This window comes from Pannonibacter sp. CBAS1226 (assembly GCF_055685825.1).
The window spans coordinates 453,195-470,897 of sequence record NZ_JBVOUO010000001.1 but is presented as its reverse complement, the minus strand read 5'-3'; the positions used below and the strand labels follow the sequence as shown (position 1 = coordinate 470,897).

The 17,703-nt window shown below is 64.5% G+C and carries 13 protein-coding genes; 3 read left to right on the top strand and 10 right to left on the bottom strand.

The window, feature by feature from the left end:
- Positions 1-26: 26 nt before the first annotated feature.
- Entirely contained in the window at positions 27-1,499 is a 1,473-nt protein-coding gene (locus tag AC0CMF_RS02130; RefSeq protein ID WP_374629852.1) for a benzaldehyde dehydrogenase, read from the bottom strand.
- Between the two features lie 283 nt (positions 1,500-1,782).
- On the opposite strand from AC0CMF_RS02130, the gene AC0CMF_RS02125 reads away from it, so the two are divergent.
- The gene (locus AC0CMF_RS02125; RefSeq protein WP_472480885.1) at positions 1,783-3,525 is read left to right on the top strand and encodes a sigma 54-interacting transcriptional regulator; all 1,743 of its coding nucleotides are present in this window, start codon (positions 1,783-1,785) and stop codon (positions 3,523-3,525) included.
- A gap of 43 nt (positions 3,526-3,568) precedes the next feature.
- Here the strand turns inward: AC0CMF_RS02125 and AC0CMF_RS02120 are convergent, their stop codons facing one another.
- The 9 genes from AC0CMF_RS02120 to AC0CMF_RS02080 all read right to left on the bottom strand — a co-directional run bounded on the left by AC0CMF_RS02120 (position 3,569) and on the right by AC0CMF_RS02080 (position 14,882).
- Entirely contained in the window at positions 3,569-5,272 is a 1,704-nt protein-coding gene (locus AC0CMF_RS02120; RefSeq protein WP_374629854.1) for an ABC transporter ATP-binding protein, read from the bottom strand.
- A 13-nt stretch (positions 5,273-5,285) separates the two neighbouring features.
- Positions 5,286-6,218 carry an ABC transporter permease gene (locus tag AC0CMF_RS02115; protein ID WP_374629855.1) on the bottom strand — a complete coding sequence of 311 codons (933 nt, stop codon included), beginning with the start codon at positions 6,216-6,218 and terminating at the stop codon, positions 5,286-5,288.
- A 10-nt stretch (positions 6,219-6,228) separates the two neighbouring features.
- Positions 6,229-7,200, bottom strand: a complete 972-nt coding sequence (locus AC0CMF_RS02110) for an ABC transporter permease (RefSeq protein WP_050473235.1) — start codon at positions 7,198-7,200, stop codon at positions 6,229-6,231.
- 169 nt (positions 7,201-7,369) lie between these two features.
- Complete coding sequence (locus AC0CMF_RS02105) at positions 7,370-9,001, bottom strand: ABC transporter substrate-binding protein (protein WP_374629856.1); 1,632 nt, start codon at positions 8,999-9,001, stop codon at positions 7,370-7,372.
- A gap of 133 nt (positions 9,002-9,134) precedes the next feature.
- Positions 9,135-10,127 (bottom strand): sugar-binding transcriptional regulator, encoded by a 993-nt coding sequence (locus AC0CMF_RS02100; protein ID WP_208991343.1) that lies wholly within the window; start codon positions 10,125-10,127, stop codon positions 9,135-9,137.
- A 40-nt stretch (positions 10,128-10,167) separates the two neighbouring features.
- Complete coding sequence (locus AC0CMF_RS02095; protein ID WP_374629857.1) at positions 10,168-11,487, bottom strand: acetoin dehydrogenase dihydrolipoyllysine-residue acetyltransferase subunit; 1,320 nt, start codon at positions 11,485-11,487, stop codon at positions 10,168-10,170.
- Positions 11,487-12,497, bottom strand: a complete 1,011-nt coding sequence (locus tag AC0CMF_RS02090; protein ID WP_374629858.1) for an alpha-ketoacid dehydrogenase subunit beta — start codon at positions 12,495-12,497, stop codon at positions 11,487-11,489. Before AC0CMF_RS02090 ends, AC0CMF_RS02095 begins: the two co-directional genes overlap by 1 nt.
- Entirely contained in the window at positions 12,494-13,537 is a 1,044-nt protein-coding gene (locus AC0CMF_RS02085) for a thiamine pyrophosphate-dependent dehydrogenase E1 component subunit alpha (RefSeq protein WP_374629881.1), read from the bottom strand. Before AC0CMF_RS02085 ends, AC0CMF_RS02090 begins: the two co-directional genes overlap by 4 nt.
- A 10-nt stretch (positions 13,538-13,547) precedes the next feature.
- Positions 13,548-14,882: an NAD(P)H-dependent oxidoreductase gene (locus AC0CMF_RS02080; RefSeq protein WP_374629859.1), complete on the bottom strand. Its 1,335-nt coding sequence runs from the start codon at positions 14,880-14,882 to the stop codon at positions 13,548-13,550.
- 313 nt (positions 14,883-15,195) lie between these two features.
- Here AC0CMF_RS02080 and AC0CMF_RS02075 point away from each other — a divergent pair, with 313 nt between their 5' ends.
- Positions 15,196-16,752: an ABC transporter substrate-binding protein gene (locus AC0CMF_RS02075; protein ID WP_186393306.1), complete on the top strand. Its 1,557-nt coding sequence runs from the start codon at positions 15,196-15,198 to the stop codon at positions 16,750-16,752.
- Positions 16,753-16,761: 9 nt separating this feature from the next.
- Positions 16,762-17,703, top strand: a complete 942-nt coding sequence (locus AC0CMF_RS02070; RefSeq protein WP_050473230.1) for a carbohydrate ABC transporter permease — start codon at positions 16,762-16,764, stop codon at positions 17,701-17,703.

Sequence of the window (17,703 nt, the reverse complement as noted above, 5' to 3'; positions counted from 1 at the left end):
CCAGTCAGCGTCCGGCGGAAGGGATGTCAGAACGGATAAGGCTGGGCCTGATCGCGGACCGTCACCCATTGCCACTGGGTGAATTCCTCGATGTCGGCAGGCCCGCCGATCCGGGTGCCGTTGCCCGACTTGCCGAAGCCGCCGAAGGGCGCAAAGGGCCCGCCGTTCACCGTCTGGTCGTTGATGTGCAGCATGCCGGTCCGCAGTTGATTGCCGATGGCCATGGCGCGCGAGGTGCTGGCCGAGAGAATGCCGGCGGACAGGCCGTAGTCATTGTCCTGCGCAATGCGGACAGCCTCCGCATCGCCGGCAAAGCTCATGATGCAGGCCACAGGCCCGAACAGCTCCTCGCGGAAGGCCAGCATGTCCGGCGTGATGCCCGCCAGAACGGTTGCCGGATAAAACAGGCCATCCGCCTTGCCGCCCGCCAGAAGCCGGGCACCCTTGGCAACCGCATCATCGACGATGTGCTGGATCGTCTCCACCTGATTGGGGGAAATGACCGGCCCCAGCGCCACACGGCCGGAGGCTGGATCGCCCACCGGAAGATGCCGGGCCTTGGCCGCGATCTTTTCCGCCAGCGCCTCCACAATGCTTTCATGTGCAAGGACAAGACCTGTCGCCATGCAGATCTGCCCCTGATGCAGGAAGGCACCCCAGGCGCAGTTGGAGGCAGCCACATCCACATCCGCATCATCCAGAACGATCAGCACGTTCTTGCCGCCCAGTTCCAGCTGCACCTTCTTGAGATGACGGCCGCAGACTTCGCCCACCTTCGAGCCGCCTGCCGCCGAGCCGGTAAAGGAAATCATGGCAATGTTCGGGTCCTTGCACATGGCCTCGCCCGCATCCGCGCCGCCCGGCAGCACATGCAGGACACCGGCAGGAAGGCCTGCTTCCTCGAACAGCCGGGCGATGATGATGCCGCCGGAAATGGGCGTGCGCGGATCGGGCTTGTGCACCACTGCATTGCCCACCGCCAGCGCCGCAGCGATGGCGCGCACCGACAGAACGAGCGGGAAATTGTAGGGTGAAATGACACCCACCACCCCATGCGGCAGGCGTCGGGCGTGGCTGCTGCGGCCATCCATCGTGGGCAGAACCAGCCCCATCGGCATGGTGGCCAGCGAGGCCGCATGGCGCAGGAACTGGGCGCCGTGCTCGATCTCGATCCCGGCCTTGGCCTCGATCGAGCCGCTTTCGCGCATGATCCAGGGGATCAGCTCCTGCCCGTTCTGCTCCAGAAGATCCGCCGCCCGGTTCAGGATCGCGGCACGCGCCTGCGGCAGCACGGCGGCCCAGGCCTTCTGGGCCGCAGCGGCGGCCTTTGCTGCGGCGGCAACCTCCTGCGGCCCGGCAAGGCCCGTTTCGGCAAGCACGTCTCCGGTCGCAGGTTCGCGCACGGTCAGCGTACCGGCGGCAGAGGCCAACCAGCTGCCGTCAAAGATGCGCCCGCTCCAGCTTCCCGGCTTCAGAAATCCGGCATGCAGCATGTTCATGATCAGGTCCTCCCTTTGGCCGGAGGCGCCGCAGTTTGCCCTGCCGCACCGCCCGTGCCGTCCTCCTCTTGGCAGCTTCCGCCGCCAGACCATCTCCTCAAATGGCCGTAGTTTCCCTTAGGCAAGCGCCGTGCCACAACGGGCCTGCGCCAGACATGTGGGGCAAGCCACTGAAGAACATGGACTTTTCCGCGAGGAACAACGGGCGGGCAGCCATGCCGCATTCCGCAGGGTTTCAGAATTTCATTGAACATCTCATCAGTTTCATGAAAACATGAAATTCATGAACACACCCGGCACCCCTGACCATCTGATTTCCCTGGCCGAAGCCTCGGCGCGCACGGGCCGGATGATCCGGCGCGGGGCCTTCAGCGAGCTGCCCACGGCCGCCCCGCCAACGCTGGATGATCTGGCGCATTCGCTGCTCTTTGCCCTCGGCGACGGGCGCATCTGGCTCAACGACCAGCGCATGGTACTGATCCAGTCGCAGGTGCTGGGCGCGCTTCGCGCCGAGCTGATCGACACGCTGGGCATGGAGCGGGCCAAGGCGCTGCTGATGCGCATCGGCTATCTGCAGGGCGTAAGGGCGGCGGAACTGGTGCTGGACCGCTTTGCCGGAGCCAGCATCACCCAGCTTCTGGCCGCAGGTCCGCGCGTTCACACGCTGGAGGGCTTCGTCAAGGTGACGACCCGCCACTTCGAGTTTGATGCGGACAAGGGCACCTATCACGGCGAATTCGTCTGGGAGGACTCCTCGGAAGCCGCAGAGCATCACGCCAGCCATGGCCTTGCGCAGGAGCCCGTATGCTGGATGCAGACCGGCGTGCCCTCCGGCTACACCAGCCGCATTCTCGGCCATCCGGTATTCTTCCGCGAGATCGAATGCGCAGGCATGGGCGCACAGCACTGCCTTGTGGTGGGACGCGATGCTGCGGCCTGGGGCAAGGATGCGCCGGAGCAGGAATATTTCGGCCTGTCCTGGCGCGGGCGCAGCGCCGCAACCAGCGCCAAAGGGACCTCAGCGGAAACGGCCGCAGCAGAGCCTGCTGCCCAGGGCCCGAGCGGCATGGTCGGCGTCTCCGCCAGCTTCCAGCGTGCCAGCCACCTTTTGGAAAAGGTCGCCGCAACCGATGCGACCGTGCTGTTCATCGGCGAATCCGGTGTGGGCAAGGAGCTGTTTTCCAGCCAGCTGCACCAGCTGGGCCGGCGCAGCAAGGCGCCCTTCATCGCCATCAACTGCGCGGCCATTCCGGACAATCTGGTGGAGTCAGAACTCTTCGGCGTCGAAAAAGGCGCCTATACCGGGGCGGTTACCGCCCGTCCCGGCTATTTCGAACGGGCAGAAGGCGGCACGCTGTTTCTGGACGAGATCGCCTCCCTCACCTTCTCCGCACAAGGCAAGCTGCTGCGCGCCATTCAGGAGCGCACCATCGAGCGGCTCGGCGGCACCCGTTCCATTCCGGTGAATGTGCGCATCGTTGCGGCCAGCAATGTGGATCTGGCGCAGGAGGTCTCTGCCGGGCGCTTCCGGCGCGACCTTTATTACCGCCTCAACGTCTGCCCCATCCACATTCCCCCGCTGCGGGAGCGGCGCGATGACATCCCCCTGCTCTGCGCCCATTTTCTGGCCCAGTTCCGGGAGAAGCACGGCAAGGCCATCACTGGCTTCAGCCGCAGCACCATGGACGCGCTGCTGGCCTATGACTTTCCCGGCAACATCCGCGAATTGCAGAACCTTGTGGAGCGCGGCGTGGTCTTTGCCGATGACAACGGCCTGATCGGCCTGCACCACGTGTTTCAGGGCAGCGAACGGCCGACAGGCCCTGTGCCGGTGCTGCGCACGACGCCCGGCACCGCCCCGCTTCCAGCCCGCAGCGAAGGGCTTGGACAGATTGAGGCACAGGAACAGGCGCTCTACCGCGATGCGCTGGCGCAGGAAAAAGGCAACATCTCCGCCGCCGCCCGCCGCCTCGGTCTGACGCGGGCACGGCTGGAATACCGTCTGCGCAAGCACGGGCTGATCTGACGGTACTTATGCCAAGGCTTGAACGCCGCTCGGGGGTCTGGAGTTACAGGCTGGGCATCAGGTCAAGCAGGTGCCGGGCATAGGGGCTGGCGGGGGCGGTAAAGAGCTGTTCGGTCTCAGCTTCCTCGACAATCAGCCCCTCCTTCATCACGATCACCCGGTCGCACATCTGGCGCACCACCGGCAGGTCATGGCTGATGAACAGCACCGTCAGATCCAGCGCATCACGCAGATCCTTCAACAAGTTGAGGATCTGCGCCTGAATGGACACATCCAGCGCCGAGGTCGGCTCGTCGCAGATGAGGAACCGGGGCCGCGTGGCGAGCGCCCTTGCGATGGCGATGCGCTGGCGCTGGCCGCCGGAGAACTCATGCGGATACTTGTCCGCCGCAGCTGCCCCAAGCCCCACCGCTTCCAGCAAATCCGCCACGATCCTGCGGCGTTCGGCAGATGAGGTGGCAAGGCCGTGGTGGGACAGCGGCTCGGCAATGATCCGGCCCGTGCTCATGCGCGGGTTGAGCGAGGAATACGGGTCCTGGAAGATCATCTGCACCTGCTGGCGCAGGGCCCTGTCTTCCGCCCGGCTCGCCGCACCGCCCACGGTCTTGCCATCAAAACTGATGGCGCCGGAGGTTGGCCGGTAGATCTGCACCAGCATGCGGGCAAGCGAGGACTTGCCGCAGCCGGATTCGCCCACAAGCCCCAGCACCTCGCCCTGCCGGATATCAAGGCTGACGCCGCGCACGGCTTCGAAGTAACGGCGGTTGGACGGCAGCAGCGCCGCCTTCGTCTGGAAACGCAGGCGCACATCGCGCACTTCGATGAGGGGCCTGGCGTCAGCCGCCTTCACTCCGGTCTCCCGCCCTTCCGTCAGCCATTGCAGCGCCGGGCTGCGGTCCATGCCGAGCGGAGCATCCTCTGCCTGCGGCGGATAGGTCAGGCGCGGAAAGCGGTCCAGCTTGCGGTCACCGCGCGGCACCGCGCCGATGAGGCTGCGGGTATAGGGATGGGTGGGCGCATCGATGATCTGCCGCACCGGACCGCTCTCCACCACCTCGCCCCGGTACATCACCACCACCCGGTCAGCCGTGCCGGAGATGACGCCCATGTCGTGGGTGACGAGAATGACGCCGATGCCCCGCTCCTTCACCAGCTTGCGGATGAGATCAAGGATCTGCGCCTGCACGGACACATCCAGCGCCGTCGTCGGTTCATCTGCAATGATCAGATCCGGGTCCGAACACAGCGCCAGCGCAATCACCACACGCTGGCGCATGCCGCCGGAAAACTGATGCGGATAGGCCGCGATGCGCTCTGCCGGACTGGCAATGCCAACCTGCGCCAAGAGGCCGATGGCCTTCTCCCGCGCGTCCCCCTCGCTCATGGGCTGGTGAATGCGGATGGTCTCGATCAGCTGCGCCCCCACGGTCATCAGCGGATTGAGACTGGTGAGCGGGTCCTGAAAGATCATCGAGATGCGCTTGCCGCGCAGGCGGCGCATGGTCTTTTCGCTGGCCGGATCGATGGCCCCGCCGTCAAAGCGGATTTCACCCGCCGTCACCCGGCCCGGCGCTTCCAGCAGGCCCATCACGGCGCTGCCGATGGTGGACTTGCCCGCCCCGGACTCGCCGACGATGCCGACGATCTCGCCGTGCCCAACCTCAAGGCTGACATTCTGCACGGCCACAAAGGTGCCAAGGGGCTGCGGGTATTCCACCCTCATGCCGGAAATGGAGAGCAAGGACATGAAAGGCCTCCGATCAGCGCAGCTTGGGGTCGAGGACATCGCGCAGCCAGTCCCCCACGAGGTTGACCGACAGCACCAGCAGCGCCAGCGTCATGCCCGGAAACACCACCAGCCAGCGCTCGCCGGAGAACAGGAAGTTGTTGCCGATGCGGATCAGGGTGCCAAGCGAGGGTTCGGAGGCCGGAATGCCGACGCCGAGGAAGCTCAGCGTCGCCTCACCCAGCACGGCAACGCCGAGATTGATGGTGGCAATCACCAGCACAGGGCCCATGACGTTGGGCAGGATGTGGCGGATGAGGATCACCGGCGCGGAAATGCCGGTCACCTGCGCGGCCAGCACATAGTCCTTGTTGCGCTGAACCAGCGTCGAGGCGCGCACCGTGCGGGCCACCTGCGGCCAGATCGACAGGCTGAGCGCGAAGATGATGACGAAGACGGCGAGCCGGTCATGCTGGTCCGGCGGCAGGATGCCACGGCTGACGCCATCCACCAGCAGCGCCACCATGATGGCCGGAAAGGTCATCTGGATATCGACGACACGCATGACGATGGCATCCGTCAGCCCGCCAAAATAGCCGGCGAGCAGCCCGAACAGGAGGCCGAAGAGAACAGCCGCCAGAACCGACACCCCGCCCACCATCAGCGAGGTGCGGGTGCCGTAAAGCAGCGCGGAAAAGAGGTCGCGGCCCTGATCATCGGTTCCCAGCAGGAACTCGGGGCTGCCGCCCTCATGCCAGACCGGCGGCAGCAGCGAGTTGAGCAGGTCGAGCGAGGCAATGTCGAAGGGATTGTGCGGGGCAATCAGCGGTGCGGCGATGGCCGCAAGGATCATGACCGAGCCGATGAACGCAGCCAGAACCGTCAGCGGCGAAGCGAGGAACCGGTAGAGCACCGGGCGCCGGGCGACCCAAAGGCGCAGACCGGATGGCGTGGCAGAAGCAGGCATCCGTTCCTCCTCAGCTGGCGCTGGCGCGCAGGCGCGGATCAACCGCGTAGTAAAGCAGGTCCACCACCAGGTTGACCGTCACGAAGATCACCGCCACCAGCAGCAGGTAGGTGGAGATGACCGGGATATCGACGCTCGAAATCGCCTGCAGGAACAGAAGGCCGATCCCCGGCCACTGGAATACGCTCTCGGTGATGATGCCGAAGGCGATGATCGAGCCGAATTGCAGCCCGGCAATGGTCATCACCGGCACCAGCGTGTTCTTCAGCGCATGGCGGAAGTGGATGCGCCGCGCAGGAAGACCTCGCGCCTTGGCAAAGCGGATGAAGTCCATGCGCATCACCTCCAGCATTTCCGCCCGCACGAGGCGCATGATGAAGGTGAGCTGGAACAGGCCCAGCGTGAAGGCCGGAAGGATGATGGAGAGCCAGCCGGAGCGGGTCAGAAGCCCCGTTGTCCAGAAGCCGAGATCCACCGTCTCGCCCCGGCCAAAGGTCGGCAACAGGTTCAGCTCCACGCCGAAATAGACCATCAGCATCAGCCCGACAAAGAAGGTGGGCATGGAAATCCCGGCGAGCGAAAAGATCATGATCGCCCGCGCCAGCCAGCTGTCCGGCTTCAGCCCTGCCAGCACGCCGAGCGGAATGCCCAGCGCCAGCGCCAGAGAGAAGGCAATGACGCTGAGTTCGATGGAGGCTGGAAGCCGGTCGGCAATGAGCCGGCCCACCGGCTGGCCCATCTGGTAGGAGAGCCCGAACTCACCCTGCACCACCCGGCCGATGAAATGGCCGAACTGCACCAGCACCGGATCATTCAACCCCAGCGCCTCGCGCAGCGCCGCCCGGTCGGCAAGGCTCGTCTCCTCGCTGACCAGCTGCGACACGGGATCGCCCAGATAGCGGAACATGAAGAACGCCACCAAAGCCACGACAAGCAGCACGATACCCGCCTGAAACAGGCGGCGGAGCATGTAGAAGATCATTGCGCCGAGAATCCCGGTTGCGCCACGGCATCCAGAACCCGGATGCCGCAGCTTCTGACAGCAAGCTTATACCAATTCTCGATGAGCTTGCCTCATCGAGAATTGGTTAAGCCCGTGCGGCCCTTGAGCAATTTCAAGGCGTGATGCGTCAGCATCGAAAGCCTTGATATTATTGCCCGATGGTCACGTGGCGCCAGTCAAAGACGTTGTCGGCGCGCCGCTCCAGCTTCACGTTCTTGCCCGTGCCCCACGCGGCCCAGGTCTGGTGCAGCGGCACATAGGCCACGTCATTGGTGGTGAGGGTCCAGGCCTCGCGGATCAGCGCATTGCGCTTGTCCTGATCGGCTTCCTTCAGGATCTCGCCCGCCAGACGGTCCACTTCCGGATTGCAGTAACCGGCGAAGTTGGACTTGCCCGCGACGATCTTCGTCAGATCATCCTTGTCCCACAGAGGCCGGTCTTCTGCCGCGCGCGGGCACATGTGCAGGGAGTAGAGCGCGATGTGGCTGTCGAGGCTGGACGGCGTGGTGCCCAGCATCGCAAGGCCGAAGTCCATGTTCGGCGCAGTGATGGATTCCAGATACTTGGCCCGCGGCTGCACGTTCGGCTTGGCCTTGATGCCCACCTTCGCCAGCATGGAGGAAATGGCAAGGCAGGTCGCCTCGTCATTCACATACATGTCGTTGGAGCACTGGTAAGTCAGGGCAAAGCCGTCCGGATAACCGGCTTCCGCCAGCAGCGCCTTGGCCTTTTCCGGATCATAGTCCAGCCGCTTGATCTCGTCCGTGTAGCCGTTGACGCCCGGTGCCACCATCAGGGCGGCAGGCGTGGTCTGGCCGCGCATGATCTTGTCGCGGATGGTGTTGACGTCAATGGCCCGGTAGATGGCCTCACGCACGCGCACATCCTTCAGCGGATTGACGCCCTCAAGGCCGGAGCCCGGCAGCGTGTCCTTCCACTGGTTCATGGACAGGTACATGGTGCGCACTTCCGGCCCCGCAGCCACGTCCGTATTGGGTGCAGCCTCGAGGCGCGGGATATCCTGCACCGGAATGGGGAACACCACATCCAGCTGACCGGCCAGAAGCCCGGCCACACGGGTCGCCGGGTTCGGCACCGGGGTGTAGGTAACCTTGTCCACGTTGCCGGTTTTTGCCGAAGCACCCCACCACTGCGGATAAGCCTCAAGCACTGTGCGCACGCCCGGCTCACGCGCTGCCAGCTTGTAGGGGCCGGTGCCGTTCTCGTGCAGGGTCGCGTAGTTTTCCGTGTCCCCGCCCTTCTGCGGCGGTGCCACCTTGTTCGCCTCGGACCAGGACTTGGACATGATGTACCAGTTGGCCCAGGTGTAGTTCAGGATCGGGTTCGGTTCCTTTGTCAGAAAATCAACCGTGTGATCATCCACCTTGACGATCTCGACACCCGCAGGAAGCCGGTTCTTGAAGTCGGAGGAACCGGAGCGCACGCGGTCGGCGGAATAGATCACGTCATCTGCGGTAAAGGGGCTGCCGTCATGGAAGGTCACACCCTTGCGCAGATGGAAGCGCCACTGGGTGGGCGACAGCATTTCCCAGCTTTCGGCCAGCGCCGGTTCAAGCTTCAGGTCCGGCGTGCGGCGCACGAGGCCCTCATAGACGTTGCCGAGAAAGCCGGAGGTGAAGACCTCTTCGACCGCATAGGGGTCCATGGACACCAAATCGCCCTGCGAGGCAAAGCGAAGCTCTGCCGCCTGCGCAGATGCGGCAAAGGCAAATAAAACGGAAGAAGAAAGCAGCAATGCTGCGCGTTTCGCCTGTGTCATGGCCGAACCCGTATGATTGAGATGCCCTGAGGCAACAAAGGAAGGAGCGCTATCAGTCCCAGAGGCACCAGAGCCTGTCAAGGCAACCGGCCACCGGAAATGTCCGCACGAGGGACAAGGCAGTGAACTTGGCTCATGCTTCAAGCTGGCCCAGCAGGCGCTGCGCGGTCAGTTCATCCGTGATGACAACATCCATATCCAGCGCCTTCAGGGCGGCGCGCATCATCTGGGTCTTCTCGCGCCCGCCGGAAATCAGCACCTTGGACTTCACCCGGTCGAGCCGGTCGAGCGGGATGGAGATGGAGCGCTCGTTCACCGGATGTGGCACGGTGCGCCCTTCTGCGTCGAGGAAATGGTAGAGCACATCCCCCACAGCCCCCGCCGCCACAAGGGACTGGCGCTCGGCTTCCGACACTTGCCCCAGCCTGTAGGAGGTGGTGAGCGTCGAGATACCGCCGCAGGAGAGCAGCGCCACATCGCAGGTCTCGGCCATCTGCAGCACCTGATCAAGGCCGCAATGCTCCAGCAGCGCGTGGCGGGTCTGGACGGAATCCACCAGCGCCGGCGCGGGCACGAGGAAACCTTCGGCGTCAAAGAGTTCGGCAAACTGCCAGGCGAATTCCGCCGGGTTGAAGCGCTTGGCCTGCGAAATACCGCCCAGAAGCGAGATGACGCGCACGCCTTCCAGCTGCCGCCCCTCGATGAAGGGCAGCATCTGATGCAGCGTGCGGCCCCAGCCCACGCCCACGGTCATGCGGTTGGCCATGATGCCGGAGACATAGGTGCCTGCCGCCGAGGCAATCGCCCGGGTCGGATCGCCGTCAGGATCGGAGAAAGGCGCGACGATGGCTTGGCGCAGGCCGAAGCGCTCTTCCAGCTGGCGCTGCAGCTCCACCAGTGGGGCAATGTCCGACTTGATGCGGATGATCACCTCGCCCCGCTTGCGGGCATCGGACAGGAGCCGCGTGATGAGAATGCGGTTCACGTCCAGCTTCTTCGCAACTTCCGACTGGGTCAGCCCCTCGACATAATAGAGCCAGGCAGCCCGGATGCGGAGCTGGCCGTGCTGGTCGGCAGGGCCGCGCTCCCGCGCTCCGTTTGTCTGGCTGCTCTGGCTGTCGGACATGGGCATTTCCCGCTATCGATGAGGAATCCGTGATCCCCCATCATAGGTGCTGCCGCAGGATTTTGCCAATCTGATCCGGGACTTCCACCTGCGGCATATGCCCGGCGCCCTCAATGAGGTGCAAGGCCACCTGACCGCTGGCGCGCAAGGCATGCTGCCAGGGGATGATCCCGTCCTGCCGGCCCCAGATGATCCGCGCCGGAACATCGAGACGGCCCAGCGCCGCGCGCAGATCGAAGCCCTGCGTGCCATCGGGGAACAGTACATCGGCCAGCGCCGTTTGCGCCGCCCTGAGAGCCGCATCCTTGCGCCCGGCCATGGCGGCCTTGGCGTAGCCATCGGTGATCATGTCCGGATTGGCAACGAGGCAGCGCAGCCAGGGGGCAAGGCTCTCGGCCCGCTGCGCCCGGCAGATGCCGGAGAGAACCTGCCCGTTGATGTCCGGCCCGAGGCCAGCAGGCGCGATCAGCGTCAGGCTCTCCACCTGCCGGGGCCGCGTATCGGCCAGCGCAAGCGCCAGCGCGCCGCCAAGGCTATGGCCGATCAGATGCACCTTCTCCTCGCCCGTCTGCTCCAGCGCCCGGCGCAGTTCGGCAGCGAGCGAAGCAAAGTCGGGAATGCGCAGGCGCGGCGACTTGCCATGCGAGGGCAGTTCGATGCGGATCAGCGGACGGTGCTTGAGATAGGCCTCCAGCGGTGCCCAGCTCGCCCCGTCGCTGGCAAAGCCATGGATGAGCACAACGGGAAGCCCGGTGCCGCCCTTGCTGCGGGTGATGGAGAGCGGGCCCGTCTGCCATTCGGGAGACGACGGCAATGCAGAAGCCGGAAGGACCGCTTCCGCTCTCACATCCGCCCTGCCCGCCTCAAGCGCCTTGCGCACATCCTCCCCCTGCACGCGGCCCTGCGGACCGGAGCCGGAGAGAGAAGCAAGATCGACACCGCCCTCACGGGCAAGGCTGCGGGCCAGCGGCGTGGCGCGCAGGCCCTGCCCCCCGCCTGCTGTTTCGCCCGCAGGCGCGGCAACGGGTGCAGCGGCGGGAGCAACCGCTGCAGGTTCCGGCGAAGCGGCAGGCGTTTCAACAGCAGGCGCGGCGGATTGATTAAGCGGCTCACCAACGGCTTCATTCTTGCCATAGAGCCAGGCGACCGTTGCACCAATCGGCACATCCGTTCCTTCTGCAATGACATGATGCAGGAAGCCCGAGGCCGGTGCCTCCACTTCCATGGCGGCCTTGTCGGTTTCGATGTCGAAGAGCGGCGCGCCCTTCTCCACCCAGTCACCGGGTGCAACATGCCAGGTGGCGAGCTTGCCGCTCGCCATGTCCATGTCCACCTTCGGCATGATCACTTCATTGGGCATCACACACGCCCCTTCGCCAGCTTGCGGGCCGCATCCAGAATGTCCGGCGCCTGCGGCACAACGGCCTTTTCCAGCTCGGGATTATAGGGGATCGGGCTTTCGGCCCCGCCCAGGCGGATGATCGGCGCGTCGAGGAAATCAAAGGCATCGCTTTCGGCCACCATGGCGCTGACTTCAGCGCCAACGCCCAGCGTCTTCACGCCCTCATAGACGCAGACAAGCCGGCCCGTCTTGCGCACGGAGGCCAGAACCGTCTCCCGGTCCATCGGCCGCACGGTGCGCAGGTCGATCACTTCGGCGCTGATGCCTTCGGCTTCCAGCGTGGCGGCTGCCTCCAGCGCCTTGTGCACCATGATGGCGGTGGCGACGATGGTGAGGTCCTTGCCCGGACGGCGGATCGCGGCCTTGCCGATCGGCGTGGTGTAATGGCCCTCCGGCACATGCCCCTTCATCTTGTAGAGGATCTTGTGCTCGAAGATCATCACCGGGTCCGGATCCTCCAGCGCCGCCAGCAGCAGGCCCTTGGCATCTTCCGGCGTCGAGGGCTGCACCACCTTCAGGCCCGGGACATGACCCAGCCAGGCTTCAAGGCTCTGGGAGTGCTGCGCGGCAGCGCCCGTGCCGGAGCCTGCCGGAAAGCGCATGACCAGCGGCACGGAAACGGCGCCGCCCAGCATGTAGCGCAGCTTGGCCGCCTGATTGACGATCTGCTCCATGGCAAGGGCGGCAAAGTCGGAGAACTGGAACTCGAAGATGGGCCGCAGGCCGGTCAGCGCCGCACCAACGGCGACACCGGCACCGCCCAGTTCCGAGATGGGCGTGTCCATCACCCGGTCGGTGCCGTATTTATGCACGAGATCGCCGGTCACCTGAAAGGCGCCGCCATAGACGCCGATGTCCTCGCCCATGAGAACGACGCGGGGATCTGAGCCCAGCGCCAGATCCATGGCCTCGCGGATGGCCTCGGCATAGGAGAGTTCGCGGAGGGGGCTCGCCGGATGCGCGTTCATGCTGAGGTCTCTTCAGTGTAAACGAAACGGGTGGCCTCGGAGGCCTGTGGCGACGGGCTCGCGGCGGCAAAGGCGATGGCATCGGCAATCTGCTGCGCCACACCGGCCTCCAGTGCCTCGATGCCTTCCTGGGTCAGGATGCCATGATCAACCAGCATCGCGGCCATGCGCTTGATCGGGTCGCGGTCCATCCATTCGGCGATTTCTTCCTTGGTGCGGTAGCGGTTGCGGTCAGACTTGGAATGGCCGCGCCAGCGGTAGGTGACGTTCTCGACCAGACTCGGCCCCTCGCCTGCCCGCGCACGGGCCACCGCCGCATCCACGGCTTCGGCAACGGCGGAGAAGTCATTCCCGTCCACGGTCACGCCCGGCATGCTGTAGGCGGCGGCACGCTCGGAAATATGCTTCACAGCCGTGGAGCGCTCCACCGAAGTGGACATGCCGTATTTGTTGTTCTCGCAGACGAACACCACCGGCAGCTTCCAGACGGCGGCCATGTTCAGCGCCTCGTGGAAAGCGCCCTCGTTGTTGGCGCCATCACCGAAGAAGCAGACCGTCACAGCGCCCGTGCCCAGCCGCTTGGCAGCAAGAGCAGCACCCACGGCAATCGGCAGGCCGCCGCCGACGATGCCATTGGCGCCGAGATTGCCCTTGGCCACGTCTGCGATGTGCATGGAGCCGCCCCGGCCCCGGCAGTAGCCGGTTTCCTTGCCGAAGAACTCGGCAAACATCCGCCCCAGATCCGCGCCCTTGGCAACGCAGTGCCCATGGCCGCGATGGTTGGAGGTGATTTTGTCCTCATCGCTCAGCGACATGGACGAGCCCACGGCGGAAGCTTCCTGCCCGATGGACAGGTGCATGGTGCCGTGAATGAGGCCGCGCATGTAGCTGTCTTCCGCGCCTTCCTCGAACTTGCGGATCAGCATCATCTTGCGCAGCGCTTCCGTCAGCACCTCGGGCGAGTAGGTGCGCAGCGCATAGGGAAGATTGGCGTCGGCTGCGGGCGCAGCGCCCTTTGCCTTTTCAGCGGTGTTGGCCATGGCTTTGTCCTCAGGCATGCGCCAGCTCTTGCCCGTACACCATCGCATCCTGGCGGCGGCGCAGTTCGGCAATGCGGGAGTTGGCGGGAAGCGCGGTGTTGTCGCTGGTGATCAGTTCGCCCTTGCGGATCGGCTGGGTGACCTTGGCCCCCGTCAGCAGACCGGCGGGAATGCCCTTGGCGGCACGGGCGCGGGAGACTTCCATGACCCAGGCGCGGTAGGTGTATTCGCCGATCTGGTCCAGCGTCTCGCCCGGCTGCAGGTCGCGCTTCGCCACCGCGCAGACTTCCGCCACCGGCTTGTCGAGCGGGATCATGTCGGCCTTGCCATACAGAACCGCACGGGCGCAGGTCAGCGGCACTTCCAGCGAGGTCAGATGATAGGGCCGGATGAAGCTGAAATACGGGCCGTCGCCCATCTTCAGATCCTTCATCCGCTCCCAGACGCGCGGATGCTCGGCTTCGGCAACAACGAAAACGCCCGGCGCCAGCCCCTTGCCGACGGAAAAGTCCACACGGCCGATGCCGGACAGCACGCCGCCATCCTTCTGCGGGATGAGGGTGGTTGCCAGTTCCTTCGGCCCGGCAGCGGGCCCATGCATGCCGTCACAGTCCGGGATCAGGCCCGTGGCATTGGCGATGGCGGCCATTTCCACCATGGTCTTGGAGCCATCGACGAATTCCACCAGCATGCGCGCATTCATATGGCGCGCCTTGGCTTCCGCCGCATAGGCATCCGGCGTCGCGTCGATGTTGAGCGGGTTGTTCTTGCCCTTGCCCGCACAGACGATGCGGTGGCCCATGGCGGAGACGAACTCGATCAGCTCCATGCAGGAAGACGGCTCATCGCCCGCCCCAAGGCTGTAGACAACACCCAGACGGTCCGCCTCGCGCCGCAGATAGGCACCGATGGTCACGTCTGCCTCGACGTTCATCATGACGAGATGCTTGCCGCGCTCCATGGCATTGAGGCCGATCTCGGCACCGACAGCCGGAACGCCCGTGGCATCAATCACCACGTCGATGAGGCCCGATTCGAGAATGATGTCCGAAGACGCGGCAATCGCCGTGCGGCCGGATTCGATGGCGGCATTCAGCTTGTCCACCGTGCCGGCGTCCTGGCTATGCCCTGGCTCCTGACGGGCAATCTCCACGGCCTTGTGCGCGGCCGCCGGATTGATGTCCGCAATTGCAGCCACTTCGACGCCATCCATCATGGAGGCGCGGGTGACGATGTCCGTGCCCATTTCGCCGGACCCGATCAGTCCGATGCGGACCGGACGGCCCGCCTGCGCCCTGGCGGCCAGATCGCGGGCGAGACCTGTAAGCGCGACGTTTGAAGCCATTTCATATGCCTTGGTGGGGTTGAGTTGCCGCAAGCATTGTGAACTTTCGTTCTTGTGTCAACGAACTTGTTCAATCATTCGTCACTGCAATCGCTCACAGACCCCATCGCACCGCACAACGCCTCAGATCCAACTTTGCATCAAATCCGATTGACAAGCGCGAAATTGCGAACAATTGTTTTATAGAACATTCAAATGTTCCGGCCCCATCTCCGCAGGCAACGAACAGCCTGCCCGGCGCAACCTCTGCGCAACCGGGGCCGCGGAAATGCCATCGGCAAATCATGGCCATCGTCATCTGGGAGGAGACTTGATGGGTATCACCGGTAATCTTTCGCGCCGTTCGTTCCTGAAGGCAGGCACTGCTGCCGCCGGCGCATCACTGATCGGCACGTCATGGAGCACGCGTCTTCTGGCGCAGAACGGCCTGCCCGATCCGCAGACCGTTCTGGACGATATTTCCATCTCGAAATACGTCCGCGCCGATTATCAGAAGCTCTATGGCCTGACCGACAGCAAGCCGCTGTGGGACCCGGCAAAGGACTGGATCCGCACCTGCGACTGGGAGGCGGTGCGCAAGGAATTCGCCGGCACGACCGTGCGCTTTGCCATTGGCGCTGCCGATCAGGAATCCGCCGCCGAGGGGCTCGACCCGTTCGAGGCCCTGTCCGGAATCAAGGTGGAGCTGGTGCCGATCCCCGATGACAGCTTCTATGACAAGGCCGTTGCCGAGTTCATCTCCGGCAATGCGTCCTTCGATGCGCTGCAGTTCTTCTCACCCTGGCTGGGCGATTTTGCAGCCCCCGGCTTCCTCGCCCCGCTTGGCGACTATGCCGAGAAGTGGAAACTGCCGCTCGACGACTTCTACGACACCTACCGCCTGAACTACGGCTATTTCAACGGGACCATGTACGGCATCCCGTTCGACTGCGACATCCAGATGGTGCATCTGCGCAAGAAGATGGTCGAGGAGGTTCTGGGTGGCCCGATCGACAGATGGACCTCCGTCCCGACCTATGACGAGCTGATCCGCCTGTCGGCAGAACTGAACAACAAGACCCGGGGCGTTGCCGGTATCGGCATGCTGGGCGCGCGCGGTTTCTGGTCCACCTACACCTGGGAGCATGTGGCGGCGCAGGCCGGCATGATGCTCTTCGACGACAAGTGGGAACCCATCTTCAACGGCGACGCGGGCAACAAGGGCATGGATATCATCCTTGCGCTGTCCAAGAACGCCATCGAAGGCTTTGCCGGTGCAGGCTGGGGCGAAAACCGCGCCGCATGGCTCGGCGGACAGGTCGCCACCAACATCAGCTGGCAGGATTCGGGCACGCAGGCCATGCGCCCCGACCAGTCGCAGATCGTCGATGATTTCGTCACCATCTACGAGCCGCGCATTGCCGGCGGTCATTTCGCACCGCCCAATATCGCAGGCTCGACCTCCTGCGTGGCGGCAAACAGCCAGAATGCGGAAGGCGCATTCCTGATGCTCGCCTTCCTCACCACCGCCTCGATCATGGCCATGAACGAGGCCAACGCCAATGGCGTGGCGCCGGGCTACCGGTCGGTTCTCACCAATCCGAACCTGCAGGTGGCCTCACAGCCGGCGGAAGTGTGGAGCAAGTCGCTCGACTATGCCTGGTGCGCCCCGCGCCTGCCCGGCATGTTCGAGATGGAACAGGTCATGGGCAACGAGATCAACCGCGCCCTGACCGGCCAGATCTCCGGCAAACAGGCTCTGGACAATGCGGCGGCCGCCGTCCGCAAGATCATGGACCGCAACGGCTTCTATGGCAGCAAGCCGCCGGTCGACTATGCCGCCGCCGCACCCGGCCTCTGGGTGGGCAAGGACAAGGCTCTGCCCTTCTGAGGACCTGCAATGACCGGCACCCACCTGCCGGCAGCCGGGGCGGCTTCTGCCGCTCCGGCTCTGCCCGGCCGTACCTTCAGGCGCCGCAATCCGCGCATGCGCCAGCTTTTCCCCTACCTGCTGGTGGCTCCGGCCGTCTGCTTCCTGCTGACGATCACGCTCTATCCGGGCGCCTATGCGATCTATCAGTCTCTCTTCTATGTGAAGTTCAACACCTGGAATTTCGTCGGGCTGGAGAACTATCAGGATCTCCTGAGCGACCGGGAGTTCTGGGCAGCGCTCGCCAATACCGCGATCATCGGCGGCATCGCCCTCATCGCCGAATGCCTGCTGGCGCTGCTGCTGGCCTTCCACGCCTACCGTGACCCGTGGATCAAGGGCTGGCGCATCATCTTCCTGGTGCCGATGCTGTTCATGCCCTCGGCCGTCGCCTTCATCTGGAAGCTCGCCTTCATGGATGGCCGCGTCATTGCGGACCTCCTCATGCGCATCGGCCTCATCGACGGGCACATCGCCTGGACATCCTCGATCTGGTTGTCCCGCCTGACGCTGATCGTCGCCGATATCTGGCAGTGGACGCCATTCCTCTTCATCATCTTCGTGGCCGCGCTTCAGGGGCAGGACGAGGAAGTGGAGGAAGCCGCCCGCCTCGATGGCGCCAGCTGGGGCGCGATCTTCTGGAACATTTCACTGCCAATGATGCGGCCCGTGATCGCCGTGGCGGTGATCCTGCGCGGCATCGACATCACCACCATGTTCGCCAACGTCTTCATCATGACGCAAGGCACGCCCGGCGGCGCGACGGAGACGATCAGCTATTTCATCTACCGGATCGGCTTCAAGACCTTCAACTTCGGCTACGCCTCGGCAGCCTCGGTGGTCATGCTGGTTCTCACCGTCATCATCGCGCAGCTTGCCGTCAAGCGCGCCTTCCGCTCCGGGAGGGACTAG